Genomic DNA, 19,467 nt, shown 5'->3' on the forward strand with positions numbered 1-19,467 from the left:
TGGTGAGCGCATACGACGACCCGTACCTGATCATCTCCTCCGACTGCCACGCCGGACTGCCCACCGAGGAGTACCGGCCGTACCTGGAGTCCCGTTTCCACCGGGACTTCGACGAGTTCCTCGCGGGCCAGGGCCGGCGCCGCGAGGAGATGACCCGGCTCGGCATCCGCAACGAGACCTTCGCCGACCGGTGGTTCCGGGACAACGAGGAAGGCCTGCGCGGCGGCTGGGACACCGCGCAGCGCCTGAAGGAGCTCGACGGGGACGGCGTGGCCGCCGAGGTCGTCTTCCCGGACGCCGACGCCGTCGACAGCCGCACCGCCGCCCCCTTCGGCGTGGGCCTCGGCCTGTCCGGCGACCACGACCCCGAACTGGGCATGGCGGGCGCCCGGGCCCACAACCGATGGCTCGCGGACTTCGTCTCCGAGCACCCCGAACGGCACTGCGGGGTCGCCCTGTTGCCCGTCACGGCCCCCGTGGACCAGGTCGTCGCCGAGATCCACCGGGCCCGGGAGTCCGGCCTCGGCGCCCTGATGATCCCGGCCATGTGGGCGGACAGGGAGCCGTACCACGACCGCCGTTACGACCCCGTGTGGGCGGCCGCCGCCGAGTGCGGCATGCCGGTGCTCACCCACTCCGGCGCCGCCCCCCGCGAGGAGTACGGCGACCACCTCGGCATCTATGTGAGCGAGGTGACCTGGTGGCCGGCCCGGCCGCTGTGGTTCCTGCTCTGGTCCGGCGTCTTCGAACGCCACCCTGGGCTGCGTTTCGGCGTCGCCGAGTCCGGCTGCTGGTGGCTGCCGAACCTGCTGTGGTTCATGGACCGCCTCTACCTCGGCGCGCACGGCGGCAAGAAGCTCTCCCCGTTCGAGGAGCTGAAGCGCCCGCCGCACGAGTACCTGGACCGGCAGGTCTTCGTCTGCGCCACCAACACCAAGCGGCGTGAGCTGGCCCAGCGCTACGAGATCGGCGTCGACAACATCCTCTGGGGCAGCGACTTCCCGCACCCCGAGGGCACCTGGCCGGACACGCGCGCGTGGCTGCGCCGTACCTTCCACGACATCCCGGTGAGCGAGACCCGCCGGATGCTCGGACTGGCGGCGGCGGAGGTCTTCGGCTTCGACATCGGGAAGCTGACCCCGCTCGCCCGCCGCATCGGCCCGGCCCCCGCCGACCTCGGCCAGCCGGCCGACCAGGCGGCCGTGGAGGCGTCCTGGGCGCGCTCGCGCGAGACGGGCCGGCACTGGCTGACCGGCCAGGACTTCCCGGCGCTGGGGGTGACACGGTGAACGACCGGTACACGGTGATCTCCGCCGACTGCCATGCGGGAGCCGATCTCCTGGACTACAGGCCGTACCTGGAGAAGCGCTACCACGACGACTTCGACGTGTGGGCCGCCACCTACGTCAACCCCTACGAGGACCTGCTCGCCGACTCGGCCGACCGCAACTGGAACTCCGAACGGCGCCTCGCGGAGCTGGAGGCGGACGGGATCGTCGCGGAGGTGATCTTCCCGAACACCATCCCGCCGTTCTTCCCGTCCGGCTCGCTCATGGCCCCGCCGCCGACCGCTGCGGACTTCGAGCGGCGCTGGGCGGGCCTGCGCGCCCACAACCGCTGGCTCGCGGACTTCTGCGCCGCCGCGCCGGGCCGCCGGGCGGGTGTCTTCCAGATCCTGCTCGGGGACGTCGAGGAGGCCGTCAAGGAGATCCGGTGGGCCGCCTCGGCGGGCCTGAAGGGCGGCCTCATGCTGCCCGGCACCCCGCCCGGCTCCGGCCTGCCCGAGCTGTACTCGCGGACGTACGACCCGATCTGGGCCACGTGCGAGGAGCTCGGCGTCCCCGTCAACCACCACGCCGGCTCGGCCTCCCCGCCGCTCGGCGAGGAACCGGCCGCCCGCGCGGTGTTCATGGTGGAGACGACCTGGTTCTCCCACCGCGCCCTGTGGCACCTGGTGTTCGGCGGCGCCTTCCGCCGGCATCCCGAGCTGAGGCTGGTCCTGACCGAACAGGGCTCCGGCTGGATCCCCGGGGTGCTCGGCATGCTGGACTACTACCACGCCCGCCTGGTCGCGGCGGCCACGAAGGCCGGCACCGCCGAGGCCAAGTTCGGTGCCGGACTGGCCGACGGCATGGGTGCGGCGCCCTCGCAGGTGTGGCGGGACAACTGCTTCGTCGGCGCCAGCTTCATGCGCCCGCACGAGGTGCCGCTGCGGGACCGCATCGGCGTCGACAAGATCATGTGGGGCAGCGACTACCCGCACGACGAGGGCACCCATCCCTACACCCGCGAGGCCCTGCGGTTCGCCTACGCGGGCGTGCCGCGCGCGGAGGTCGCGGCGATGCTGGGCGGCAACGCGGCCCGCGTCTACGGCTTCGACCTCGCGCTCCTCGACCCCCTCGCGGCGAAGGTGGGCCCCACGGTGGCCGAGGTGGCCGAGCCCCTGACGGACCCTCCGGCGGACGCGACCAGCCCGGTGTTCGCCCGCGGGGCGTCGGTCCGGGTGTGGTGAGGAACGAGGTGCGTCGTACGGGTCCGGCGGCCCGGAAGGTGCCATCCTCGGTCCTGTGACCGAGCCAACCCACGAAGAGGCCCACGGGGGCGCGCTCGGCTCGCGGCTGAACTGGCTGCGGGCCGCCGTGCTCGGCGCGAACGACGGCATCGTCTCCACCGCGGGCATCGTCGTCGGCGTGGCCGGCGCGACCCAGAGCCGGGCCGCCCTGCTCACCGCCGGACTGGCCGGCCTGCTCGCCGGGTCGATGTCCATGGCGGCCGGCGAGTACGTCTCCGTGTCCACCCAGCGCGACTCCGAGAGGGCCGCGCTGGCCATGGAGAAACGGGAACTGCGGGAGCAGCCGGAGGCCGAGCTGCAGGAGCTGACCACGCTGCTGGAGGAACGCGGGCTGTCCCGGGACGTGGCCCGGGAGGCCGCCGAACAGCTCACCGCGCGGGACCCGCTCAAGGCGCACGCACGCGTGGAGCTCGGCATCGACCCGGACGAACTGACCAACCCGTGGAACGCGGCCTGGGCGAGCTTTCTGTCGTTCACCGTGGGCGCGCTGCTGCCGCTGCTGGCCATCGTGCTGCCGCCGGCCGGCTGGCGGCTCCCGGTGACCGTGCTCTCCGTGCTGGCCGCGCTCGTGCTGACCGGGTGGAGCAGCGCCCGTCTGGGCGCGGCCGACCCGAAGCCCGCGGTCCTGCGAAACGTGGCGGGCGGGGCGCTGGCGATGGGAGTCACCTACGCGGCGGGCCGTCTGCTGGGCGCGGCGGGGGTCTGACGTGCGGGCTGGGGCTGTGGGTGCGGTGGGGGTCTGACGTGCGGGCTGGGGGCTGTGGGTGCGGTGGGGGTCTGGCATGCGGGCTGGGGGTCCTGGGTGCGGCGGGGGTCTGGCATGCGGGCCTTGGGCCGTGGGTGCGGCGGGGGTCTGACACGCGGGCCGGGGGCCCTGGGCGCGCGGGCCCGGCCGGCGACGGCGTACCGTGAGGTGCGCTCGACCACCCCCTGAGCACCCGCACCGATCCGCACGAGAAGGACCCTCGCCATGCGCGCCACCACCATCCACGCCCCGTACGACATGCGCGTGGAGGACGTCCCCGAGCCCGTGGTGCAGCTGCCCACCGACGCCGTGGTGCGGGTGCTGCGCGCCTGCATCTGCGGCAGCGACCTGTGGGCCTACCGGGGCGAGGCGGCCCGGCAGCCGGGCCAGCGCATCGGGCACGAGTTCCTCGGTGTCGTGGAGGAGACCGGCTCCGAGGTGAGCACGGTCCGGCGCGGTGACCTGGTGGTCGCGCCGTTCATGTGGTCCGACGGCGTCTGCGACTACTGCCGCGAGGGCCTGACGACGTCCTGCGAGCACGGCGGCTTCTGGGGCTCCGTCGGCTACGACGGCGGCCAGGGCGAGGCCGTGCGCGTGCCGTTCGCCGACGGCACCCTCGTCCAGCTCCCCAAGGACGCGGCCTCCGACGACCACCTGCTGTCCGCCCTGCTGACCCTCTCCGACGTCCTCGGCACCGGCCACCACGCCGCCCTCGGCGCGGGCGCCCGCCCCGGCGCCACGGTCGCCGTCGTCGGGGACGGCGCGGTCGGCCTGTGCGCGGTACTGGCCGCCAAGCGGCTGGGCGCCGAGCGGATCATCGCGCTCGGCCGGCACGAGGTCCGCACCGACATCGCGCGCCGCTTCGGCGCCACCGACGTCGTCGCCGAGCGCGGGGACGCGGCCGTCGAGGCCGTCCGCGAGCTCACCCGCGGCCAGGGCGCGCACGCCGTCGTCGAGGCCGTCGGCACCGAGCAGTCCATGCGGACGGCCGTCAACATCACCCGCGACGGCGGCGCCATCGGCTTCGTCGGCGTGCCGCACGGCAGCGGCACCGGCCTCGACCTCGGCGTCATGTTCGACCGGAACATCGCCCTGCGCGGCGGCGTGGCCCCGGTCCGCGCCTACATCCCGGACCTCCTCCCCGACGTCCTCGACGGCACGATCGACCCCTCGCCGGTGTTCGACATGACCGTGGACATCGAGGGCGTGCCCGGGGGCTACAAGGCGATGGACGAGCGCACCGCCCTCAAGGTCCTGGTCACGGGCGACCGGTGACCAGCTAGCTCCAGCGGATCGGCAGCGGCAGTGCGGTGAGCAGACCCGAGACCGCGACGACCGCGCCCAGGGCGATAACCTCGGCCCGCGCGGGCGCGTACGCGGTCAGCGGGTCGCGGGCGCGGCGCAGCCGGATCCGCGCCCACAGGGCGAGCAGGGCGACGGCGGCGACCAGGATCACCTTGGCCAGCAGGGTGCGTCCGTAGGCCGTCGCCGTCAGCTGGTCCACGATCGTGCCCGACGGCATGCGGCGCAGCGAACTGCACACGCCCGTCGCGGTGATGGCGGCGAGCAGGAGGGCCGCCACGCGCGCGTAGCGGCCGAGCAGCGCGGCCCCGGCCGGATCGCCGTGCCACCGCCCGATCAGCCGCAGGGCGTGCAGGAGGCCACCGGCCCACAGCGCCGCGCACGTCAGGTGCACCAGCGTCAGGCCCGAGCCCACCAGCGGGCTCTGCTCGGTCGTGGGGTGGGCGCGCAGCGCCTCCGCGACCACCACCGCGGTCAGCGGCCACACCTGGGACGCCGGGCGGCGCAGATACGCGCACAGGGCCGCCAGCAGAAAGGCGTTGACCTCCAGCAGGGCCAGCCGGCCGTCGCGGGAGCCGTACAGGCCGCCGACGTCGATCTGGCCGGGGGAGTGCGGGATCAGATTGCCGGCGGACACCACCGAGGCGAGCGCCAGCGCGGCGACGAAACCGGCGGTGGTGGCGGGCGGAGCCCAGCTGCGCGGCCGTTCGGGCGGAGCACCCGGAAGGCGCCGGGCGAGCCGGTGCACGAACAGCTCGCCCAGCGGCACGCTCAGGGCGGCGAACAGCACCGCGCGCAGCAGCCCGATGCCGCCCACCCCCGGTGCGGCGGCCTCCCCGGTGCCGTGCAGCGCCGCCGACGGGCCGAGCAGGGGGATCAGGGCGCCCAGCACCCCCAGGGCCAGGACGGCGACGGCCCGGCCGGTGCCGGAGCGCCGGGGGCGGACCGCCGCGTCGGTCGCCTCGCCGGTCGGTCGTATCGAGCTCACCCCATGATCTTCGCCAGTCGTCGCAGAACCGGGCAAGTCCCGGAAAACAACGGGCAGTACGGCATTCCCTGCATACGTACATTTCCGGCCGCCCGCGCGCTCACCGCCAGCGGGCGCCGTCCGACCCCCACGGCACCGGAGGCCGCGCCCAGTCGGCGGGACCGCCCGCCAAGGACACCGGCGGCAGGGCGTGCCGCAGCCGGCCGAGCGGGCTGTCCGTCTCGGCCAGCCAGGTGTCCGGGCCCTGGTATGGCGCACCCGTGGCCGCGGCCGGCCGGATCCCGTCGGTCAGCCAGTGCGCGGTCCGGGCCAGCGCCAGCCGCACCAGTCGGCCGCCCCCGTCGTACGACTGCTCGGTCAGCGCCCGCAGTACGGCCGCCGCCAGCAGGTAGCCGGTGCCGTGGTCCAGTGCCTGCGCCGGCAGCGCGCCGGGCTCCGTCCCCGAGCCCTCGGTCACGGCGATGCCCGTCGCGACCTGCACCAGGCTGTCGAAGCCGCGCCGCCCGCCCCAGGGGCCGTACGCGCCCCATGCCGAGACCTGCGCCACCACCAGGCCGGGCCGGCGTGCGCACAGCGCCTTCGGCGAGAGCCCGAACCGGTCGAGGGCGCCCGGCCGGTAGCCGGTGACGACCACGTCGGCCGTGGCCAGCAGCTCCTCGAGGGTGTCGCCGCCGGTGGCGAGGTCGAGCGTCGCCGACCGCTTCCCAAAGCCCGTGTCGGCGTGCTGGTCGGGGAGCTCGGGCAGCCAGGGGGCGTCCACGCGGAGCACGTCCGCGCCGAGCAGGGCGAGGGTGCGGGTGGCGACCGGGCCGGCCAGCACCCGGGTCAGGTCCAGCACGCGCACTCCAGCGGCGGGGAGCAGGGGAGTGGTGGCGGGATCGAGCGGGGCGAGCACGCGTGCGGGCGCGGAGTCGAGGCGCTCGAGCTCGACCAGCGGGCGTGCGGTCACCTCGGCGGCCTGCTCGGTGACCGCCCACTCCTTCGGGGTGCGCAGGGCCACGGCGAGGCCGCCGGCGCCGCACACCGCCTCCTCGACCTCCACCGCGGACCGCTCGGCGAGCAGACCGGCCACCGCCTCCGGCGAGGCGTCCGCCGGCAGGCCCAGCGCGCCGAGCAACCGGGTTCGGTGGTGCGGGTAGTTGGCGTGGGTGCGCACCCAGCCGTCGGCCGTCCGCCAGAACCGCGACAGCGGCGCAAAGGAGACCGGTGCGCGCCCGTCGACCAGCAGGTTCCGTTCACTGTGGAAGGCGGCCGCCACGGCGCCGTCGTCGACCCGGACGCCGGGCACCTCGGTGAGCCCGGCGCGCCGGGCCGCCAGTTCCGCGGCTGCCAGCGCGCAGACGCCGACGCACGCGCGCGCCAGCTGCCGTACGGGAAGCCGCGCCGGAAGAGCGCCGGGGCGCTCTTCCGGCGTCACGCGGGAGACGAGGGCGGGGTCGCCGCCCAGTGCGGTCCATGCCACCTCGATGTCAGCAGTCATGACTACACTATGCATCATTGATTGATCAATATTGATTGAATCAACCTCGATGCTGGACGGGTGCCGAGTGCCCCTACTCGGTCATTGACTTGACCGGCCTACTCGACGGCGCGCAGCGCGTTGACGACGCCGAAGCCGTAGAAACCGTTGACGCGCTTGCCGCCGACGCACGTCGCGTCCACGACCCCGTCGCCGTCGCCGTCGTAAGGACCGCTCGGGCAGCCCGGGTTGTCCGCCTCGGCCTTCAGCAGGGCCTGCAGCTGGGCGGGAGTGGCGTGCGGATGGGCGGACTTCAGCAGCGCGGCCACCGCGGCCACGTGCGGGGAGGCCATCGAGGTGCCCTGGAGGAAGCCGTACTGGCCGTTCGGCAGCGTGGACAGGATGCGGCCGTTCTTCGACGGCGTGTCCGGGATCTGGTACTTGTCGCCGCCCGGCCCCGCCACGTCGATCACGCCCTGGCCGTAGCTGGAGTAGTACGACTTGGCGCCCTTCACGCCCACCGCGCTCACGGTCACCACACCGGGCAGCTGGGTCGGCACGTCGAAGCACTCATGAGGGTCGACCGTGCGGGTCGTGGCCGTCGAGTCGTCGGGACTGGAGTCGTCCACGAGCGCGTGCGCGTCCAGGTCGTCGTTGGAGTTGCCCGCGGATGCCACATTGAGCGTGCCCTTGCGCTGTGCATACAGCTGGGCCCTGTTGACCGCGTCAACGATGGCGCGTTGATCCGGATCGTCCATGCAGTTGTACAGCCACGGATCAACGTAGTAGCTGTTGTTGGTGATCTGTATGCCGTGGTCGGCGGCGAAGACGAAGGCGCAGACCACGCTCTCCGGGTAGAACAGCTGCGTCGAGTCGGGCTGGGCCACCGTGATGCTCGCGACCTTCACGCCCGGCGCCACACCGGCCACGCCCATGCCGTTGCGAGCCGCGGCTATCTCGCCGGCCACATGGGTGCCGTGGTAGTGGCCTGCGTCCGCCGGGCGCCAGGCGCCGTACGTCGTGTCCGCCCTGCCGCTCACACAGTTCGCCGACTGCGAGGCGGAGAAGTTCGGGGCGATGTCCGGGTGGGTGTCGTCCACGCCCGTGTCGATGACACCGACGGTCACACTGCGGCTGCCCGGGTCGATCCGTGCGGCCCGGTCGGCGCCGATCGCCCGCAGGTCCCACTGGTCCGCCTCGAGCGGCTCCTCGCCCGGCGCGGCGCTCCTGGCGAGCTGCGCGGCCTCCGCCTTCGACAGGACCTGCACCGCGCCCTCGTCGGTCGTCCCCGCGGCACTCAGCGGCGCCGTGCGCGTGGCGCCCGCCGAGTCCACCCCGCGCACCGCGCGCATCCGCGCGGCGAAGTCCGCCTGCGCCGAGTGGACGACGATCACACCGATCGTGTCGTAACTGGCCACGATCGAGCCGCCGTTGCGGACGATCTCCCGCTGCACGGACTCGATCGTGCGGTGATCCGTACGGGTGTTGACCACGTACGCGAGGTTCGGTCCGTCCGCCGCCCGCACCGCGCCGGCCGCAGCGGGGGCGGCCGTGGCAGCCGTCGGCAGGAAGCCGAGCGAGGCGGTCAGGGAGAGCACGACGGGCACGGCGAGCGCGAGCCGGCGTCTGGAACGCAGATGAACCATGGGGTCTCCACTTCATCCGGATACGAAACCGCCCGAGACACAGATGGTGCCCGGGCAGGTACATGACGCGTGGTGCAGGCAGAAGCTAACCCCATGGCCCCACCTCTCAGCAATGACTTGGCAATGGCTTGCCAAGACCGCTTGCGAAACAACTCATAGGACTTGAACCGGTCCTCGCGTGGCGCCGTGGACCTTGGGCAGGGAGCGCCAGCACGATCGAGCTCCCCCTTCGTCATCGCATCCGCAACGCGAGGAGACTCCGTGGCCACCGAGACACCGCCCCCCGCCACACCGGGGGCCCCACTTCCCTCCACCGAGGAGTTCGCCGAGGTGCAGCAGAGCGCGGAGTTCGGTGAACTGCGCCGCGCCCACCGATCGTTCGCCTTCCCGCTGGCCGTCGCCTTCACCTCCTGGTACCTGCTGTACGTGCTGCTCTCCAACTACGCGGGCGGCTTCATGGGCACCAAGGTGGCCGGCAACATCAATGTGGCCCTCGTCATGGGCCTCGCCCAGTTCCTCACCACGTTCCTCATCGCGTGGTGGTACGCCCGGCACGCCGCCGCCGAGCTCGACCCCAAGGCGGAGGCCATCAAGTCCCGGATGGAGGGCGGCGCATGAGCCCTGCGATCACCCTGGCCGCCGGCGAGGCGAGCCGGCACCGGCCGCTGATCATCACCCTGTTCGCGGTGTTCGTCGCCGCGACCCTCGTCATCACCGTCTGGGCGGGCCGCCAGACCAAGGACGCCGCCGACTTCTACGCCGGCGGACGCCAGTTCACCGGCTTCCAGAACGGCCTCGCCGTCTCCGGCGACTACATGTCCGCCGCGTCCTTCCTCGGCATCGCCGGCGCCATCGCCCTGTTCGGCTACGACGGCTTCCTGTACTCCATCGGCTTCCTCGTCGCCTGGCTCGTCGCCCTGCTCCTGGTCGCCGAGCCGTTGCGCAACTCCGGCCGCTACACCATGGGCGACGTGCTGGCCTACCGGCTGCGCCAGCGCCCGGTGCGCACGGCCGCCGGCACCTCCACGATCGTGGTCTCGATCTTCTACCTGCTCGCCCAGATGGCCGGCGCCGGTGTTCTCGTCTCGCTGCTGCTCGGCATCACCAGCGACGGCGGCAAGATCGGCATCGTCGCCCTGGTCGGCGTCCTGATGATCGTCTACGTCACCATCGGCGGCATGAAGGGCACCACCTGGGTCCAGATGGTCAAGGCGGTCCTGCTGATCGCCGGTGCCCTGCTGCTGACGTTCCTGGTCCTGCTGAAGTTCCACTTCAACGTCTCCGACCTGCTCGGCAAGGCCGCCGACAACAGCGGCAAGGGCGCGGCGTTCCTGGAACCGGGGCTGAAGTACGGCGCCACCGGCACCACCAAGCTGGACTTCATCTCGCTCGGCCTCGCCCTGGTCCTGGGCACCGCGGGCCTGCCGCACATCCTGATCCGTTTCTACACCGTGCCCACGGCCAAGGCCGCCCGTAAGTCGGTCATCTGGGCGATCGGCCTGATCGGCGCCTTCTACCTGATGACCCTCGCCCTCGGCTTCGGCGCCGCCGCGCTGATCAAACCCGACGAGATCATCGCCTCCAACAAGGCGGGCAACACCGCGGCACCCCTCCTGGCGCTGCATCTGGGCGGCGTCGACTCCGACTGGGGCGCGATCCTGCTCGCCACCATCTCGGCCGTCGCCTTCGCCACGATCCTGGCCGTCGTCGCGGGCCTCACCCTGGCCTCGTCGTCCTCCTTCGCCCACGACATCTACGCCAACGTCATCAAGAAGGGCCAGGCCACCGAGAAGCAGGAGGTCGGCGCGGCCCGCTGGGCAACGGTCGGCATCGGCGCGGTGTCGGTCGTCCTCGGCGCCCTGGCCCGCGACCTCAACGTGGCCGGCCTGGTCGCCCTCGCCTTCGCGGTCGCGGCCTCCGCCAACCTGCCGACCATCCTGTACAGCCTGTTCTGGAAGCGGTTCACCACTTCCGGCGCCCTGTGGTCGATCTACGGCGGTCTGGTCACCGCGGTCGGCCTGGTGCTCTTCTCCCCGGTCGTCTCCGGCAGCCCGGCCTCGATGTTCCCCGAGGCCGACTTCCACTGGTTCCCGCTGGAGAACCCCGGCATCATCTCCATCCCGGTCGGGTTCCTGCTCGGTGTCGTGGGCACCCTGCTGTCCAAGGAGGTACCGGACGCCGGCAAGTACGCCGAACTGGAGGTGCGGTCCCTGACGGGCACCGGAGCGCACTGACCTTCGTACGACGGCCGCGTCGTGGCGGGACTGTAAGGTCCTACGACGCGGCCGTGCCGTACCTCGTCGGATCGGGCCGCTGTCGTTGTCAGTGGGGTCACGTAGGCTCGCAGGTGACGGTAGACAATCGTTCCGGGATTCGAGGGAGGGGGCCCACGTGCTCATCGACACCTACGGCCGGGTGGCCACCGACCTGAGGGTCTCGCTGACCGACCGCTGCAATCTGCGCTGCACGTACTGCATGCCCGAGGAGGGCCTGCAGTGGCTGGCCAAGCCCGACCTGCTCACCGACGACGAGATCGTCCGCCTCGTCGACATCGCCGTGCGCCTGCTCGGCATCGAGGAGGTCCGCTTCACCGGCGGCGAGCCCCTGCTGCGCCCCGGCCTGGTCGGCATCGTCGAGCGCGTGGCGGCCCTCGACCCCCGTCCGCAGATGTCCCTCACCACCAACGGCATCGGCCTCAGGCGCACCGCGACCGCGCTGAAGGCCGCCGGCCTGGACCGGGTCAACGTCTCCCTGGACACCCTCCGCCCCGATGTCTTCAAGACCCTGACCCGCCGCGACCGCCACAAGGACGTCCTCGAAGGCCTCGAGGCCGCCCGCGAGGCCGGCCTGACCCCGGTCAAGGTCAACTCGGTCCTGATGCCGGGCCTGAACGCCGACGAGGCCCCCGACCTGCTGGCCTGGGCCGTGGCGCACGACTACGAACTGCGCTTCATCGAGCAGATGCCGCTGGACGCCCAGCACGGCTGGAAGCGCGAGGGCATGGTCACCGCCGGGGACATCCTGGCCTCCCTGCGCACCCGCTTCGACCTCACCCCCGAGGGCGCCGACGCGCGCGGCTCGGCCCCGGCGGAGCGCTGGCTGGTGAACGGCGGCCCGCACCGGGTCGGCGTCATCGCCTCGGTCACCCGCCCGTTCTGCGCGGCCTGCGACCGCACCCGTCTCACGGCCGACGGCCAGATACGCACCTGTCTCTTCGCGACGGAGGAGACGGACCTGCGCGCAGCCCTCCGCAGCGGCGCCGCCGACGAGGAGATCGCCCGCATCTGGAAGCTGGCGATTTGGGGGAAGAAGGCGGGGGCGGGCCTGGACGACCCGTCGTTCGTGCAGCCGGACCGGCCGATGTCGGCGATCGGCGGCTAGGCCCCTTCGGGGTCCTGCCAGTCGGTGAACTTCACGACGTCCTTCAGGAAACCCCGCACCCCGAGGAACTGCGAGAGATGCTCGCGATGCTCCTCGCAGGCCAGCCACGTCTTGCGCCGCTCCGGCGTGTGGATCTTCGGGTTGTTCCACGCCAGCACCCACACGGCGTCGGCACGGCAGCCCTTGGCGGAGCAGATGGGGGTCTCGTCACTCACAGGTTCGTCTCGGGTTCGTCGTACAGAAGGGGCCCGAACAAGGCGACGCCGAGCAGCCACGGGGGGAGCTGCCCGGCGTCGGTCCGTCGCTCCGACGGGGGATGCGGAGCGCGTACGCAGTATGTCACGGTTACCCCGCCGCCCGGCACTGGAACTACACGATTGATCTGAGCTTTTCTTGAGCTTGACGGGCGGCGGCGTTCCGCTTCCTGCGTACCCGTGGTGGTCATGCGGGGTCGGTCCGCTCCCCATGCGCGCCCGTAGGCTGAGCCGCCGCGTCCTCCGGTACGGATTCCGCCTGTGCCTCCTCCGCCCGCGGCGTGATCATCGGCCGCATCGGCGCGGTGATGAACGTCGAGGGAAGGGACGGCGGCCGCTCCCGGCCGGCGTTCGCGATCACCACGGCGATATAGGGCAGGAGCGCTCCGGCGACGAGCGCCACGGTGGCGACGTACCGCTCGACGTTCCACAGGGAGACCGCGAGGATCACCGACACCGTGCGGATCGTCATCGAGATGACGTACCGCCGCTGCCGGCCGCGCACGTCCTCGGCGAGTCCCGTCCGGGCTCCGGTGATCCGGAACACCTGGCCGCTGCCGCCGTGCTGTTTCCGCATCACATTCCACCATCCGCCCGCATCGGCTCTGCCCGACCTCCTTACGTTACGCCGCGGCTGCGCGGCCCACGAGACCGGGTCGCCCGCTGCCTGCGGCAACGCCTCGGCCCTGCCGCGTACGGGGGAACCCGACATGCGCCGTACGGCCCACCGACCCACACTGGCCGTAATGCTCACGTCGAGGCCGTACGAGGAGGCAGCATGGGCTGGTTGTGGGCGATCATCGTGGGATTCGTGCTCGGCGTGATCGCCAAGGCGGTCATCCCGGGCAAGCAGCACAGCCCCCTCTGGCTGACCACCATCTGCGGCATGCTCGGCGCCATCGTCGGCAACGCGGTCGCCCGCGCCGTGGGCGTCGCCTCGACCCGGGGCATCGACTGGAGCCGCCACATCTTCCAGCTGGTGGCCGCGATCATCATCGTCGCGGCCGTGGACGCTCTTTACATGGCGACGCTGGGCAAGAGGAAGCAGGAGAGAGTGGGAGTTTGAAAGCAAGCCGGGGTGAAGCGCCCCTGTAGGGGCGCGGGTCCACCCACGCCCCTACGGCGCTCAGGCGCCCACGAGCTCCACCGCGGCCAGGTTCTTCTTCCCCCGCCGCAGCACCAGCCACCGCCCGTCCAGCAGATCCTCGGACGAGGGCACCGCGTCCTCGGCGACGACCTTCACGTTGTTCACGTAGGCCCCGCCCTCCTTCACCGTCCGCCGGGCAGCGGACTTGCTGGCGACGAGCCCGACCTCGGCGAACAGGTCCACCACCGGACCCAGCTCCGTGACCTGGATGTGCGGCACCTCCGACAGCGCCGCCGCCAGCGTCCGACCGTCCAGGTCCGCCAGCTCGCCCTGCCCGAACAGGGCACGGCTCGCGGCGATCACCGCGGCCGTCTGGTCGGCGCCGTGCACCAGCGTCGTCAGCTCCTCGGCGAGCGCGCGCTGCGCGGCCCGGGCCTGGGGCCGCTCCTCAGTCTGCCGCTCCAGCTCCTCGATCTCCTCGCGGGAGCGGAAGCTGAAGATGCGCAGGAACTTCGAGACGTCACGGTCGTCCGCGTTGACCCAGAACTGGTAGAAGGCGTACGGCGTCGTCATCTCGGGGTCGAGCCACACCGTGCCGGACTCGGTCTTGCCGAACTTGGTCCCGTCCGCCTTGGTGATCAGCGGGGTGCCGAGCGCGTGCACCACGGCGTGCGGCTCGACCCGGTGGATCAGGTCCGTGCCCGACGTGAGGTTGCCCCACTGGTCGCTGCCGCCGGTCTGCAGGGTGCAGCCGTGTCGCCGGTACAGCTGCAGGAAGTCCATGCCCTGCAGGATCTGGTAGCTGAACTCGGTGTAGCTGATGCCCGCGTCGGAGTTCAGCCGCCGGGAGACGGCTTCCTTGGCGATCATCTTGTTGACGCGGAAGTGCTTGCCGATGTCCCGCAGGAACTCGATGGCCGACAGGCCCTGGGTCCAGTCCAGGTTGTTGACCATGACGGCGGCGTGGGGCCCGTCGAAGTGCAGCAGCGGCTCGATCTGGGCGCGCAGCCGGTCCACCCAGCCCGCCACGACCTCCGGCGCGTTCAGCGTGCGCTCGGCCGTCGGCTTCGGGTCGCCGATGAGACCCGTGGCCCCGCCGACCAGCGCCAGCGGCCGGTTCCCGGCCTCCTGGATGCGGCGCATCGTGAGGATCTGCACCAGGTTGCCGAGGTGCAGGCTGGGCGCGGTCGGGTCGAAGCCGCAATAGAACGTGACGGGGCCGTCCGCGAACGCCTTGCGCAGTGCGTCCTCGTCCGTGGAGAGGGCGATGAGCCCACGCCACTTCAGCTCGTCGACGATGTCCGTCACGGTTCTCGTGTCTCCTCGATGGTCTTCCGGCAGTCGGGCGACCGGGATGGTCGGCCCGACCACGAACGCCTACGAGGTTATACGCCCTGACTGACAGAGCTCATGTTGAAATCCGGGATCCGCAGCGTGGGCATCGCGGCCCGGGTGAACCAGTCGCTCCACTCGCGCGGGAGCGTCTTCTCCGTGCGGCCCGCCTCCGTGGCTCGCCGCAGCAGGTCCACCGGCGACTCGTTGAACCGGAAGTTGTTCACCTGCCCCGTCACCTCGCCGTTCTCCACGAGGTAGACGCCGTCCCGGGTCAGGCCCGTCAGCAGCAGCGTGGCCGGGTCGACCTCGCGGATGTACCACAGGCAGGTCAGCAGCAGCCCGCGCCCGGTGCCGGCGACCATCTCCTCCAGGGAGCGGTCGTCGCCGCCGTCGAGGATCAGGTTCCCGAGCACCGGGGCGACGGGCAGCCCGGTCAGGCCCGCGCTGTGCCGGGTGGTGGTCAGGTGCTTGAGCACACCCACGCTGATCCACTCCGTCGCGTGGGTCGGCAGCCCGTTGTCGAACACGGACTGGTCCCCGCCGGAGGAGTGGGCGACCACGAAGGGCGGGCACTCCAGGCCGGGCTCGTTCGGGTCGCTGCGCAGGCTGAGCGGCAGCTCGGCGAGCTTCTCGCCGACGCGCGTGCCGCCGCCCGGCCTGGAGAACACCGTCCGGCCCTCGGCCGCGTCCCGGCCCGACGCCGACCACAGCTGGTAGATCAGCAGGTCCGCCACGGCGGAGGGCGGCAGCAGCGTCTCGTAGCGGCCGGCGGGCAGCTCGACGCGCCGTTCGGCCCAGCCGAGCCGTACGGCCAGCTCCGCGTCGAGCGTGCCGGGGTCGATGTCCTTGAAGTCCCGCGTGGAGCGGCCGGCCCAGGCCGAGCGCGTGCGGTCGGGCGACTTGGCGTTCAGCTCCAGCGTTCCGGTGGGCTGGTCGTGCCTCAGGCGCAGCCCGGTGGACGTCCCCAGATACGTCGACACCAGCTCGTGGTTGGCGAAGCCGTACAGCTCACGGCCGCCCGCACGCGCGCGTGCGAACGCCTCGCCGAGCGCCGGGGCGAAGTCGGCGAACACCGCGGAGGAGGTCTCGGCGGGCGCGTCCGTGAAATCGGGCGACTGCGGCACACCGCCGACCAGCGGCTGCGCGTCCTCGGCGGGCCCGGCACCCCGCGCGGCGGTCTCGGCGGCCCGCACCAGCGGCTCCAGCTCCTCGGCCGTGACCGCCGACCGCGACACGACACCCGAGGCGGTGCCCTCCTTGCCGTCCACGGTCGCGATCACGGTGAGCGTACGGCCGCGCGTCACACCGTTCGTGGTCAGCGCGTTGCCCGCCCAGCGCAGGTTCGCCGTGGAGTGCTCGTCGGCGATGACGACACAGCCGTCGGCCCGGGACAGCGCGAGCGCCTGCTCGACGATCTCGTGCGGCTTGTTCGTACGGGCGCTCATCGACCGGCCTCCTGCGTGGTGTTGAGGATGTTCACTGCCCTGAACAGGGCTGACGGGCATCCGTGCGACACGGAGGCCACCTGTCCTGGCTGTGCCTTGCCGCAGTTGAAGGCGCCGCCCAGGACGTACGTCTGGGGCCCGCCCACGGCGGTCATCGAGCCCCAGAAGTCGGTCGTGTTCGCCTGGTAGGCCACGTCCTTCAGCTGCCCGGTGATCCGCCCGTTCTCGATCCTGAAGAAGCGCTGTCCGGTGAACTGGAAGTTGTAGCGCTGCATGTCGATCGACCAGGACCGGTCGCCGACCACGTAGATGCCCCGGTCGACGCCGCCGATGAGATCCTCGGTGGACAGCCCCGCCGGATCCGGCCGCAGGGACACGTTGGCCATGCGCTGCACCGGCACATGCGCGGGGGAGTCGGCGTACGCGCACCCGTTGGACCGGTCGAACCCGGTGAGCCGCGCGATCCGCCGGTCCAGCTGGTAGCCGACCAGGGTGCCGTCCTTCACCAGGTCCCAGGACTGCGCCTCGACGCCCTCGTCGTCGTACCCGATGGTCGCGAGGCCGTGCTCGGCGGTGCGGTCCCCGGTGACGTTCATCAGCTCGGAGCCGTACCGCAGCTTGCCCAGCTGGTCGAAGGTGGCGAAGGAGGTGCCGGCGTAGGCGGCCTCGTAGCCGAGCGCGCGGTCCAGTTCCGTCGCGTGCCCGATGGACTCGTGGATGGTCAGCCACAGGTTGGACGGGTCGACCACCAGGTCGTACAGGCCCGGCTCCACGCTCGGCGCCCGCATCTTCTCGGCGAGCAGCTCCGGGATCCGCTCCAGCTCGTCGTCCCAGTCCCAGCCGGTGCCGGTCAGATACTCCCAGCCCCGGCCGACCGGCGGCGCGAGGGTGCGCATCGAGTCGAACTCGCCGCTGGACTCGTCCACCGACACCGCGGTGAGCTGCGGATGCAGCCGCACCCGCTGCTGGGTGGTCACGGTCCCGGCGGTGTCCGCGTAGAACTTGTTCTCGTGCACGGTGAGCAGCGAGGCGTCCACGTGCTGGACGCCGTTCGCGGCCAGCAGCCGCGCGCTCCACTCCGCCAGCAGCCCCGCCTTCTCCTCGTCGGGCACCGAGAAGGGGTCGATCTCGTACGACGAGACCCACGTCCTGTCGGCGTGCACCGGCTCGTCGGCCAGCTCCACCCGCTCGTCGGCGCCCGCGGCCCTGATGACCTGCGCGGACAGCTTGGCCATGGCCACCGCCTGTGAAGCCACCCTGGCTGCCGCGTCCATGGTCAGGTCCACCCCGGAGGCGAAGCCCCACGAGCCGCCGTGCACGACCCGCACCGCGTACCCGAGGTCGGTGGTGTCCGACGATCCGGCGGGCCTGGCGTCGCGCAGCCGCCAGGACGCGCTGCGCACCCGCTCGAACCGGAAGTCCGCGTGCTCCGCCCCGAGCGCACGCGCGCGTGCCAGCGCGGCGTCGGCGAGGGACCGTAGCGGAAGCGCCGTGAAGGCTTCATCGATGGAATGAGGCACGGAGGTCTCCCTGCTGTCGTGGCCTGTCGGCTCCGATCATGTCGTGGGAGCGGCCCGTCGGACCACACGTTTCGAGCCCGGACCGGGGTGGTTCTGTAGGGACCCGACAGTGACTCCCGCCCGCCACTGTCGGTGCCCGAATGCCCACGGGCCCGGCCGTACCGATAGGTTTTCGATGAAGCCGCCTGTCATCCAGGTGTCCGGGCGGGTTGTCCGACATCTGCAGACCGCTATCGAAAGGGTGATCCGTTGAGCCGCTCGGTTCTCGTCACCGGAGGAAACCGGGGCATCGGCCTCGCCATCGCCCGCGCGTTCGCCGACGCCGGCGACAAGGTCGCGATCACATACCGCTCGGGTGAGCCGCCGGCCGGCTTCCTGGCGGTCAAGTGCGACATCACCGACCCGGAGCAGGTGGAGCAGGCCTACAAGGAGATCGAGGAGCAGCACGGTCCGGTCGAGATACTGATCGCCAACGCCGGTGTGACCAAGGACCAGCTCCTGCTGCGCATGACCGAGGAGGACTTCACCTCGGTCATCGACACCAACCTCACCGGCACCTTCCGTGTCGTCAAGCGCGCCAACCGCGGCATGCTCCGCGCCAAGAAGGGCCGCGTCATCCTGATCTCGTCCGTGGTCGGCCTGCTCGGCTCCGCGGGCCAGGCGAACTACGCCGCCTCCAAGGCCGCCCTGGTCGGCTTCGCGCGCTCCCTCGCCCGTGAGCTGGGCTCGCGCAACATCACCTTCAACGTCGTCGCGCCCGGTTTCGTCGACACCGACATGACCAAGGTGCTCACCGACGAGCAGCGCCAGAACATCGTCTCGCAGGTGCCGCTCGGCCGTTACGCGCAGCCGGAGGAGATCGCCGCGACGGTGCGGTTCCTCGCCTCGGACGACGCCTCGTACATCACTGGAGCCGTCATTCCCGTTGACGGCGGACTGGGAATGGGTCACTGATCACCATGAGCGGAATTCTCGAGGGCAAGCGCGTCCTGATCACCGGTGTGCTGACGGAGGCCTCCATCGCCTTCCACGCCGCCAAGCTGGCCCAGGAGCAGGGTGCCGAGGTCATCCTGACCGCGTTCCCGCGGCCCACCCTGACCGAGCGCATCGCCAAGAAGCTGCCGAAGCCCACCAAGGTCATCGAGCTGGACGTCACCAACGACGAGCACCTGGGCCGGCTGGCCGACATCGTCGGCGAGGAGCTGGGCGGCCTCGACGGCGTCGTGCACTCCATCGGCTTCGCGCCGCAGGACGCGCTCGGCGGCAACTTCCTGAACACCCCGTTCGAGTCGGTGGCCACCGCCATGCACGTCTCGGCGTACTCCCTGAAGTCGCTGACCATGGCCTGCCTGCCGCTGATGCAGAACGGCGGCTCGGTCGTCGGCCTCACCTTCGACGCGCAGTTCGCCTGGCCGCAGTACGACTGGATGGGCCCGGCCAAGGCCGCCCTGGAGGCCACCAACCGGTACATGGCGCGCGACCTCGGGAAGCAGAACATCCGCTGCAACCTGATCTCCGCGGGCCCGCTCGGCTCCATGGCCGCCAAGTCCATCCCGGGCTTCAGCGAACTGGCCGCCGTGTGGGACAGCCGCTCCCCGCTGGAGTGGGACCTGAAGGACCCGGAGCCGGCCGGCCGCGGCGTCGTCGCCCTGCTGAGCGACTGGTTCCCGAAGACCACCGGTGAGATCATCCACGTCGACGGCGGTCTGCACGCGATCGGCGCCTGAACCTCG

General features: G+C 71.8%; 18 protein-coding genes. 10 read left to right on the plus strand and 8 right to left on the minus strand.

Annotation, left to right across the window (positions count from 1 at the left end; genetic code table 11):
• Window positions 1-2 precede the first annotated feature (2 nt).
• The 4 genes from FB563_RS25705 to FB563_RS25720 all read left to right on the plus strand — a co-directional run bounded on the left by FB563_RS25705 (window position 3) and on the right by FB563_RS25720 (window position 4,592).
• The gene (locus FB563_RS25705; protein ID WP_055707827.1) at window positions 3-1,289 is read left to right on the plus strand and encodes an amidohydrolase family protein; all 1,287 of its coding nucleotides are present in this window, start codon (window positions 3-5) and stop codon (window positions 1,287-1,289) included.
• Window positions 1,286-2,512: an amidohydrolase family protein gene (locus FB563_RS25710; RefSeq protein ID WP_055707828.1), complete on the plus strand. Its 1,227-nt coding sequence runs from the start codon at window positions 1,286-1,288 to the stop codon at window positions 2,510-2,512. Before FB563_RS25705 ends, FB563_RS25710 begins: the two co-directional genes overlap by 4 nt.
• A gap of 55 nt (window positions 2,513-2,567) precedes the next feature.
• On the plus strand, window positions 2,568-3,278 hold the full coding sequence (locus FB563_RS25715; RefSeq protein WP_055707829.1) for a VIT1/CCC1 transporter family protein: 711 nt from the start codon (window positions 2,568-2,570) through the stop codon (window positions 3,276-3,278).
• Between the two features lie 264 nt (window positions 3,279-3,542).
• On the plus strand, window positions 3,543-4,592 hold the full coding sequence (locus tag FB563_RS25720) for a zinc-dependent alcohol dehydrogenase family protein (RefSeq protein WP_142218921.1): 1,050 nt from the start codon (window positions 3,543-3,545) through the stop codon (window positions 4,590-4,592).
• 4 nt (window positions 4,593-4,596) lie between these two features.
• Here the strand turns inward: FB563_RS25720 and FB563_RS25725 are convergent, their stop codons facing one another.
• The 3 genes from FB563_RS25725 to FB563_RS25735 all read right to left on the minus strand — a co-directional run bounded on the left by FB563_RS25725 (window position 4,597) and on the right by FB563_RS25735 (window position 8,712).
• A complete protein-coding gene (locus FB563_RS25725; RefSeq protein ID WP_142218922.1) occupies window positions 4,597-5,607 on the minus strand; it encodes a CopD family protein in 1,011 nt (336 codons plus the stop codon).
• Window positions 5,608-5,707: 100 nt separating this feature from the next.
• Complete coding sequence (locus FB563_RS25730) at window positions 5,708-7,087, minus strand: CoA transferase (protein ID WP_055710248.1); 1,380 nt, start codon at window positions 7,085-7,087, stop codon at window positions 5,708-5,710.
• A gap of 98 nt (window positions 7,088-7,185) precedes the next feature.
• A complete protein-coding gene (locus FB563_RS25735) occupies window positions 7,186-8,712 on the minus strand; it encodes a S8 family peptidase (RefSeq protein WP_055710247.1) in 1,527 nt (508 codons plus the stop codon).
• 261 nt (window positions 8,713-8,973) lie between these two features.
• On the opposite strand from FB563_RS25735, the gene FB563_RS25740 reads away from it, so the two are divergent.
• From FB563_RS25740 to moaA, 3 genes are all read left to right on the plus strand, one after another.
• Complete coding sequence (locus FB563_RS25740) at window positions 8,974-9,330, plus strand: DUF485 domain-containing protein (protein WP_055710246.1); 357 nt, start codon at window positions 8,974-8,976, stop codon at window positions 9,328-9,330.
• Entirely contained in the window at window positions 9,327-10,946 is a 1,620-nt protein-coding gene (locus FB563_RS25745) for a solute symporter family protein (RefSeq protein ID WP_055710245.1), read from the plus strand. Before FB563_RS25740 ends, FB563_RS25745 begins: the two co-directional genes overlap by 4 nt.
• 157 nt (window positions 10,947-11,103) lie before the next feature.
• The gene (gene moaA, locus FB563_RS25750; protein WP_055710244.1) at window positions 11,104-12,093 is read left to right on the plus strand and encodes a GTP 3',8-cyclase MoaA; all 990 of its coding nucleotides are present in this window, start codon (window positions 11,104-11,106) and stop codon (window positions 12,091-12,093) included.
• Here moaA and FB563_RS25755 read toward each other — a convergent pair.
• Together FB563_RS25755 and FB563_RS25760 are read right to left on the minus strand one after the other, a co-directional pair.
• Window positions 12,090-12,308: a hypothetical protein gene (locus FB563_RS25755; RefSeq protein WP_055710243.1), complete on the minus strand. Its 219-nt coding sequence runs from the start codon at window positions 12,306-12,308 to the stop codon at window positions 12,090-12,092. The two genes, moaA and FB563_RS25755, sit on opposite strands and share 4 nt — an antisense overlap.
• Before the next feature lie 226 nt (window positions 12,309-12,534).
• Window positions 12,535-12,924, minus strand: a complete 390-nt coding sequence (locus tag FB563_RS25760; RefSeq protein WP_055710249.1) for a DUF3099 domain-containing protein — start codon at window positions 12,922-12,924, stop codon at window positions 12,535-12,537.
• 201 nt (window positions 12,925-13,125) lie between these two features.
• On the opposite strand from FB563_RS25760, the gene FB563_RS25765 reads away from it, so the two are divergent.
• Window positions 13,126-13,413: a GlsB/YeaQ/YmgE family stress response membrane protein gene (locus FB563_RS25765; RefSeq protein ID WP_055710242.1), complete on the plus strand. Its 288-nt coding sequence runs from the start codon at window positions 13,126-13,128 to the stop codon at window positions 13,411-13,413.
• 60 nt (window positions 13,414-13,473) lie between these two features.
• Here FB563_RS25765 and tyrS read toward each other — a convergent pair whose 3' ends face one another.
• The 3 genes from tyrS to FB563_RS25780 form a co-directional block, all read right to left on the minus strand.
• A complete protein-coding gene (tyrS, locus tag FB563_RS25770) occupies window positions 13,474-14,742 on the minus strand; it encodes a tyrosine--tRNA ligase (protein ID WP_055710241.1) in 1,269 nt (422 codons plus the stop codon).
• Between the two features lie 77 nt (window positions 14,743-14,819).
• The gene (locus FB563_RS25775) at window positions 14,820-16,214 is read right to left on the minus strand and encodes a TldD/PmbA family protein (protein WP_055710240.1); all 1,395 of its coding nucleotides are present in this window, start codon (window positions 16,212-16,214) and stop codon (window positions 14,820-14,822) included.
• Window positions 16,211-17,734, minus strand: a complete 1,524-nt coding sequence (locus tag FB563_RS25780) for a TldD/PmbA family protein (protein WP_055710239.1) — start codon at window positions 17,732-17,734, stop codon at window positions 16,211-16,213. The genes FB563_RS25775 and FB563_RS25780 overlap by 4 nt, the downstream gene beginning before the upstream one ends.
• 249 nt (window positions 17,735-17,983) lie before the next feature.
• Between FB563_RS25780 and fabG the strand changes: the two genes are divergently transcribed.
• On the plus strand, window positions 17,984-18,688 hold the full coding sequence (gene fabG / locus FB563_RS25785) for a 3-oxoacyl-[acyl-carrier-protein] reductase (RefSeq protein ID WP_055710238.1): 705 nt from the start codon (window positions 17,984-17,986) through the stop codon (window positions 18,686-18,688).
• A 5-nt stretch (window positions 18,689-18,693) separates the two neighbouring features.
• Window positions 18,694-19,461 (plus strand): enoyl-ACP reductase FabI, encoded by a 768-nt coding sequence (fabI, locus tag FB563_RS25790; RefSeq protein ID WP_055710237.1) that lies wholly within the window; start codon window positions 18,694-18,696, stop codon window positions 19,459-19,461.
• The last annotated feature ends 6 nt before the right edge of the window (window positions 19,462-19,467 follow it).

This window comes from Streptomyces puniciscabiei (assembly GCF_006715785.1).
Lineage (GTDB): Bacteria > Actinomycetota > Actinomycetes > Streptomycetales > Streptomycetaceae > Streptomyces > Streptomyces puniciscabiei.

What these genes read in the sequence shown, in the direction of transcription:
- FB563_RS25720 (WP_142218921.1), top strand. Translation starts at nt 3,543, where the DNA reads ATGCGCGCCACCACCATCCACGCCCCGTACGACATGCGCGTGGAGGAC.
- FB563_RS25730 (WP_055710248.1), bottom strand. Translation starts at nt 7,087, where the DNA reads ATGACTGCTGACATCGAGGTGGCATGGACCGCACTGGGCGGCGACCCC.
- FB563_RS25735 (WP_055710247.1), bottom strand. Translation starts at nt 8,712, where the DNA reads ATGGTTCATCTGCGTTCCAGACGCCGGCTCGCGCTCGCCGTGCCCGTC.
- FB563_RS25745 (WP_055710245.1), top strand. Translation starts at nt 9,327, where the DNA reads ATGAGCCCTGCGATCACCCTGGCCGCCGGCGAGGCGAGCCGGCACCGG.
- FB563_RS25760 (WP_055710249.1), bottom strand. Translation starts at nt 12,924, where the DNA reads ATGCGGAAACAGCACGGCGGCAGCGGCCAGGTGTTCCGGATCACCGGA.
- FB563_RS25765 (WP_055710242.1), top strand. Translation starts at nt 13,126, where the DNA reads ATGGGCTGGTTGTGGGCGATCATCGTGGGATTCGTGCTCGGCGTGATC.
- FB563_RS25775 (WP_055710240.1), bottom strand. Translation starts at nt 16,214, where the DNA reads ATGAGCGCCCGTACGAACAAGCCGCACGAGATCGTCGAGCAGGCGCTC.
- fabI (WP_055710237.1), top strand. Translation starts at nt 18,694, where the DNA reads ATGAGCGGAATTCTCGAGGGCAAGCGCGTCCTGATCACCGGTGTGCTG.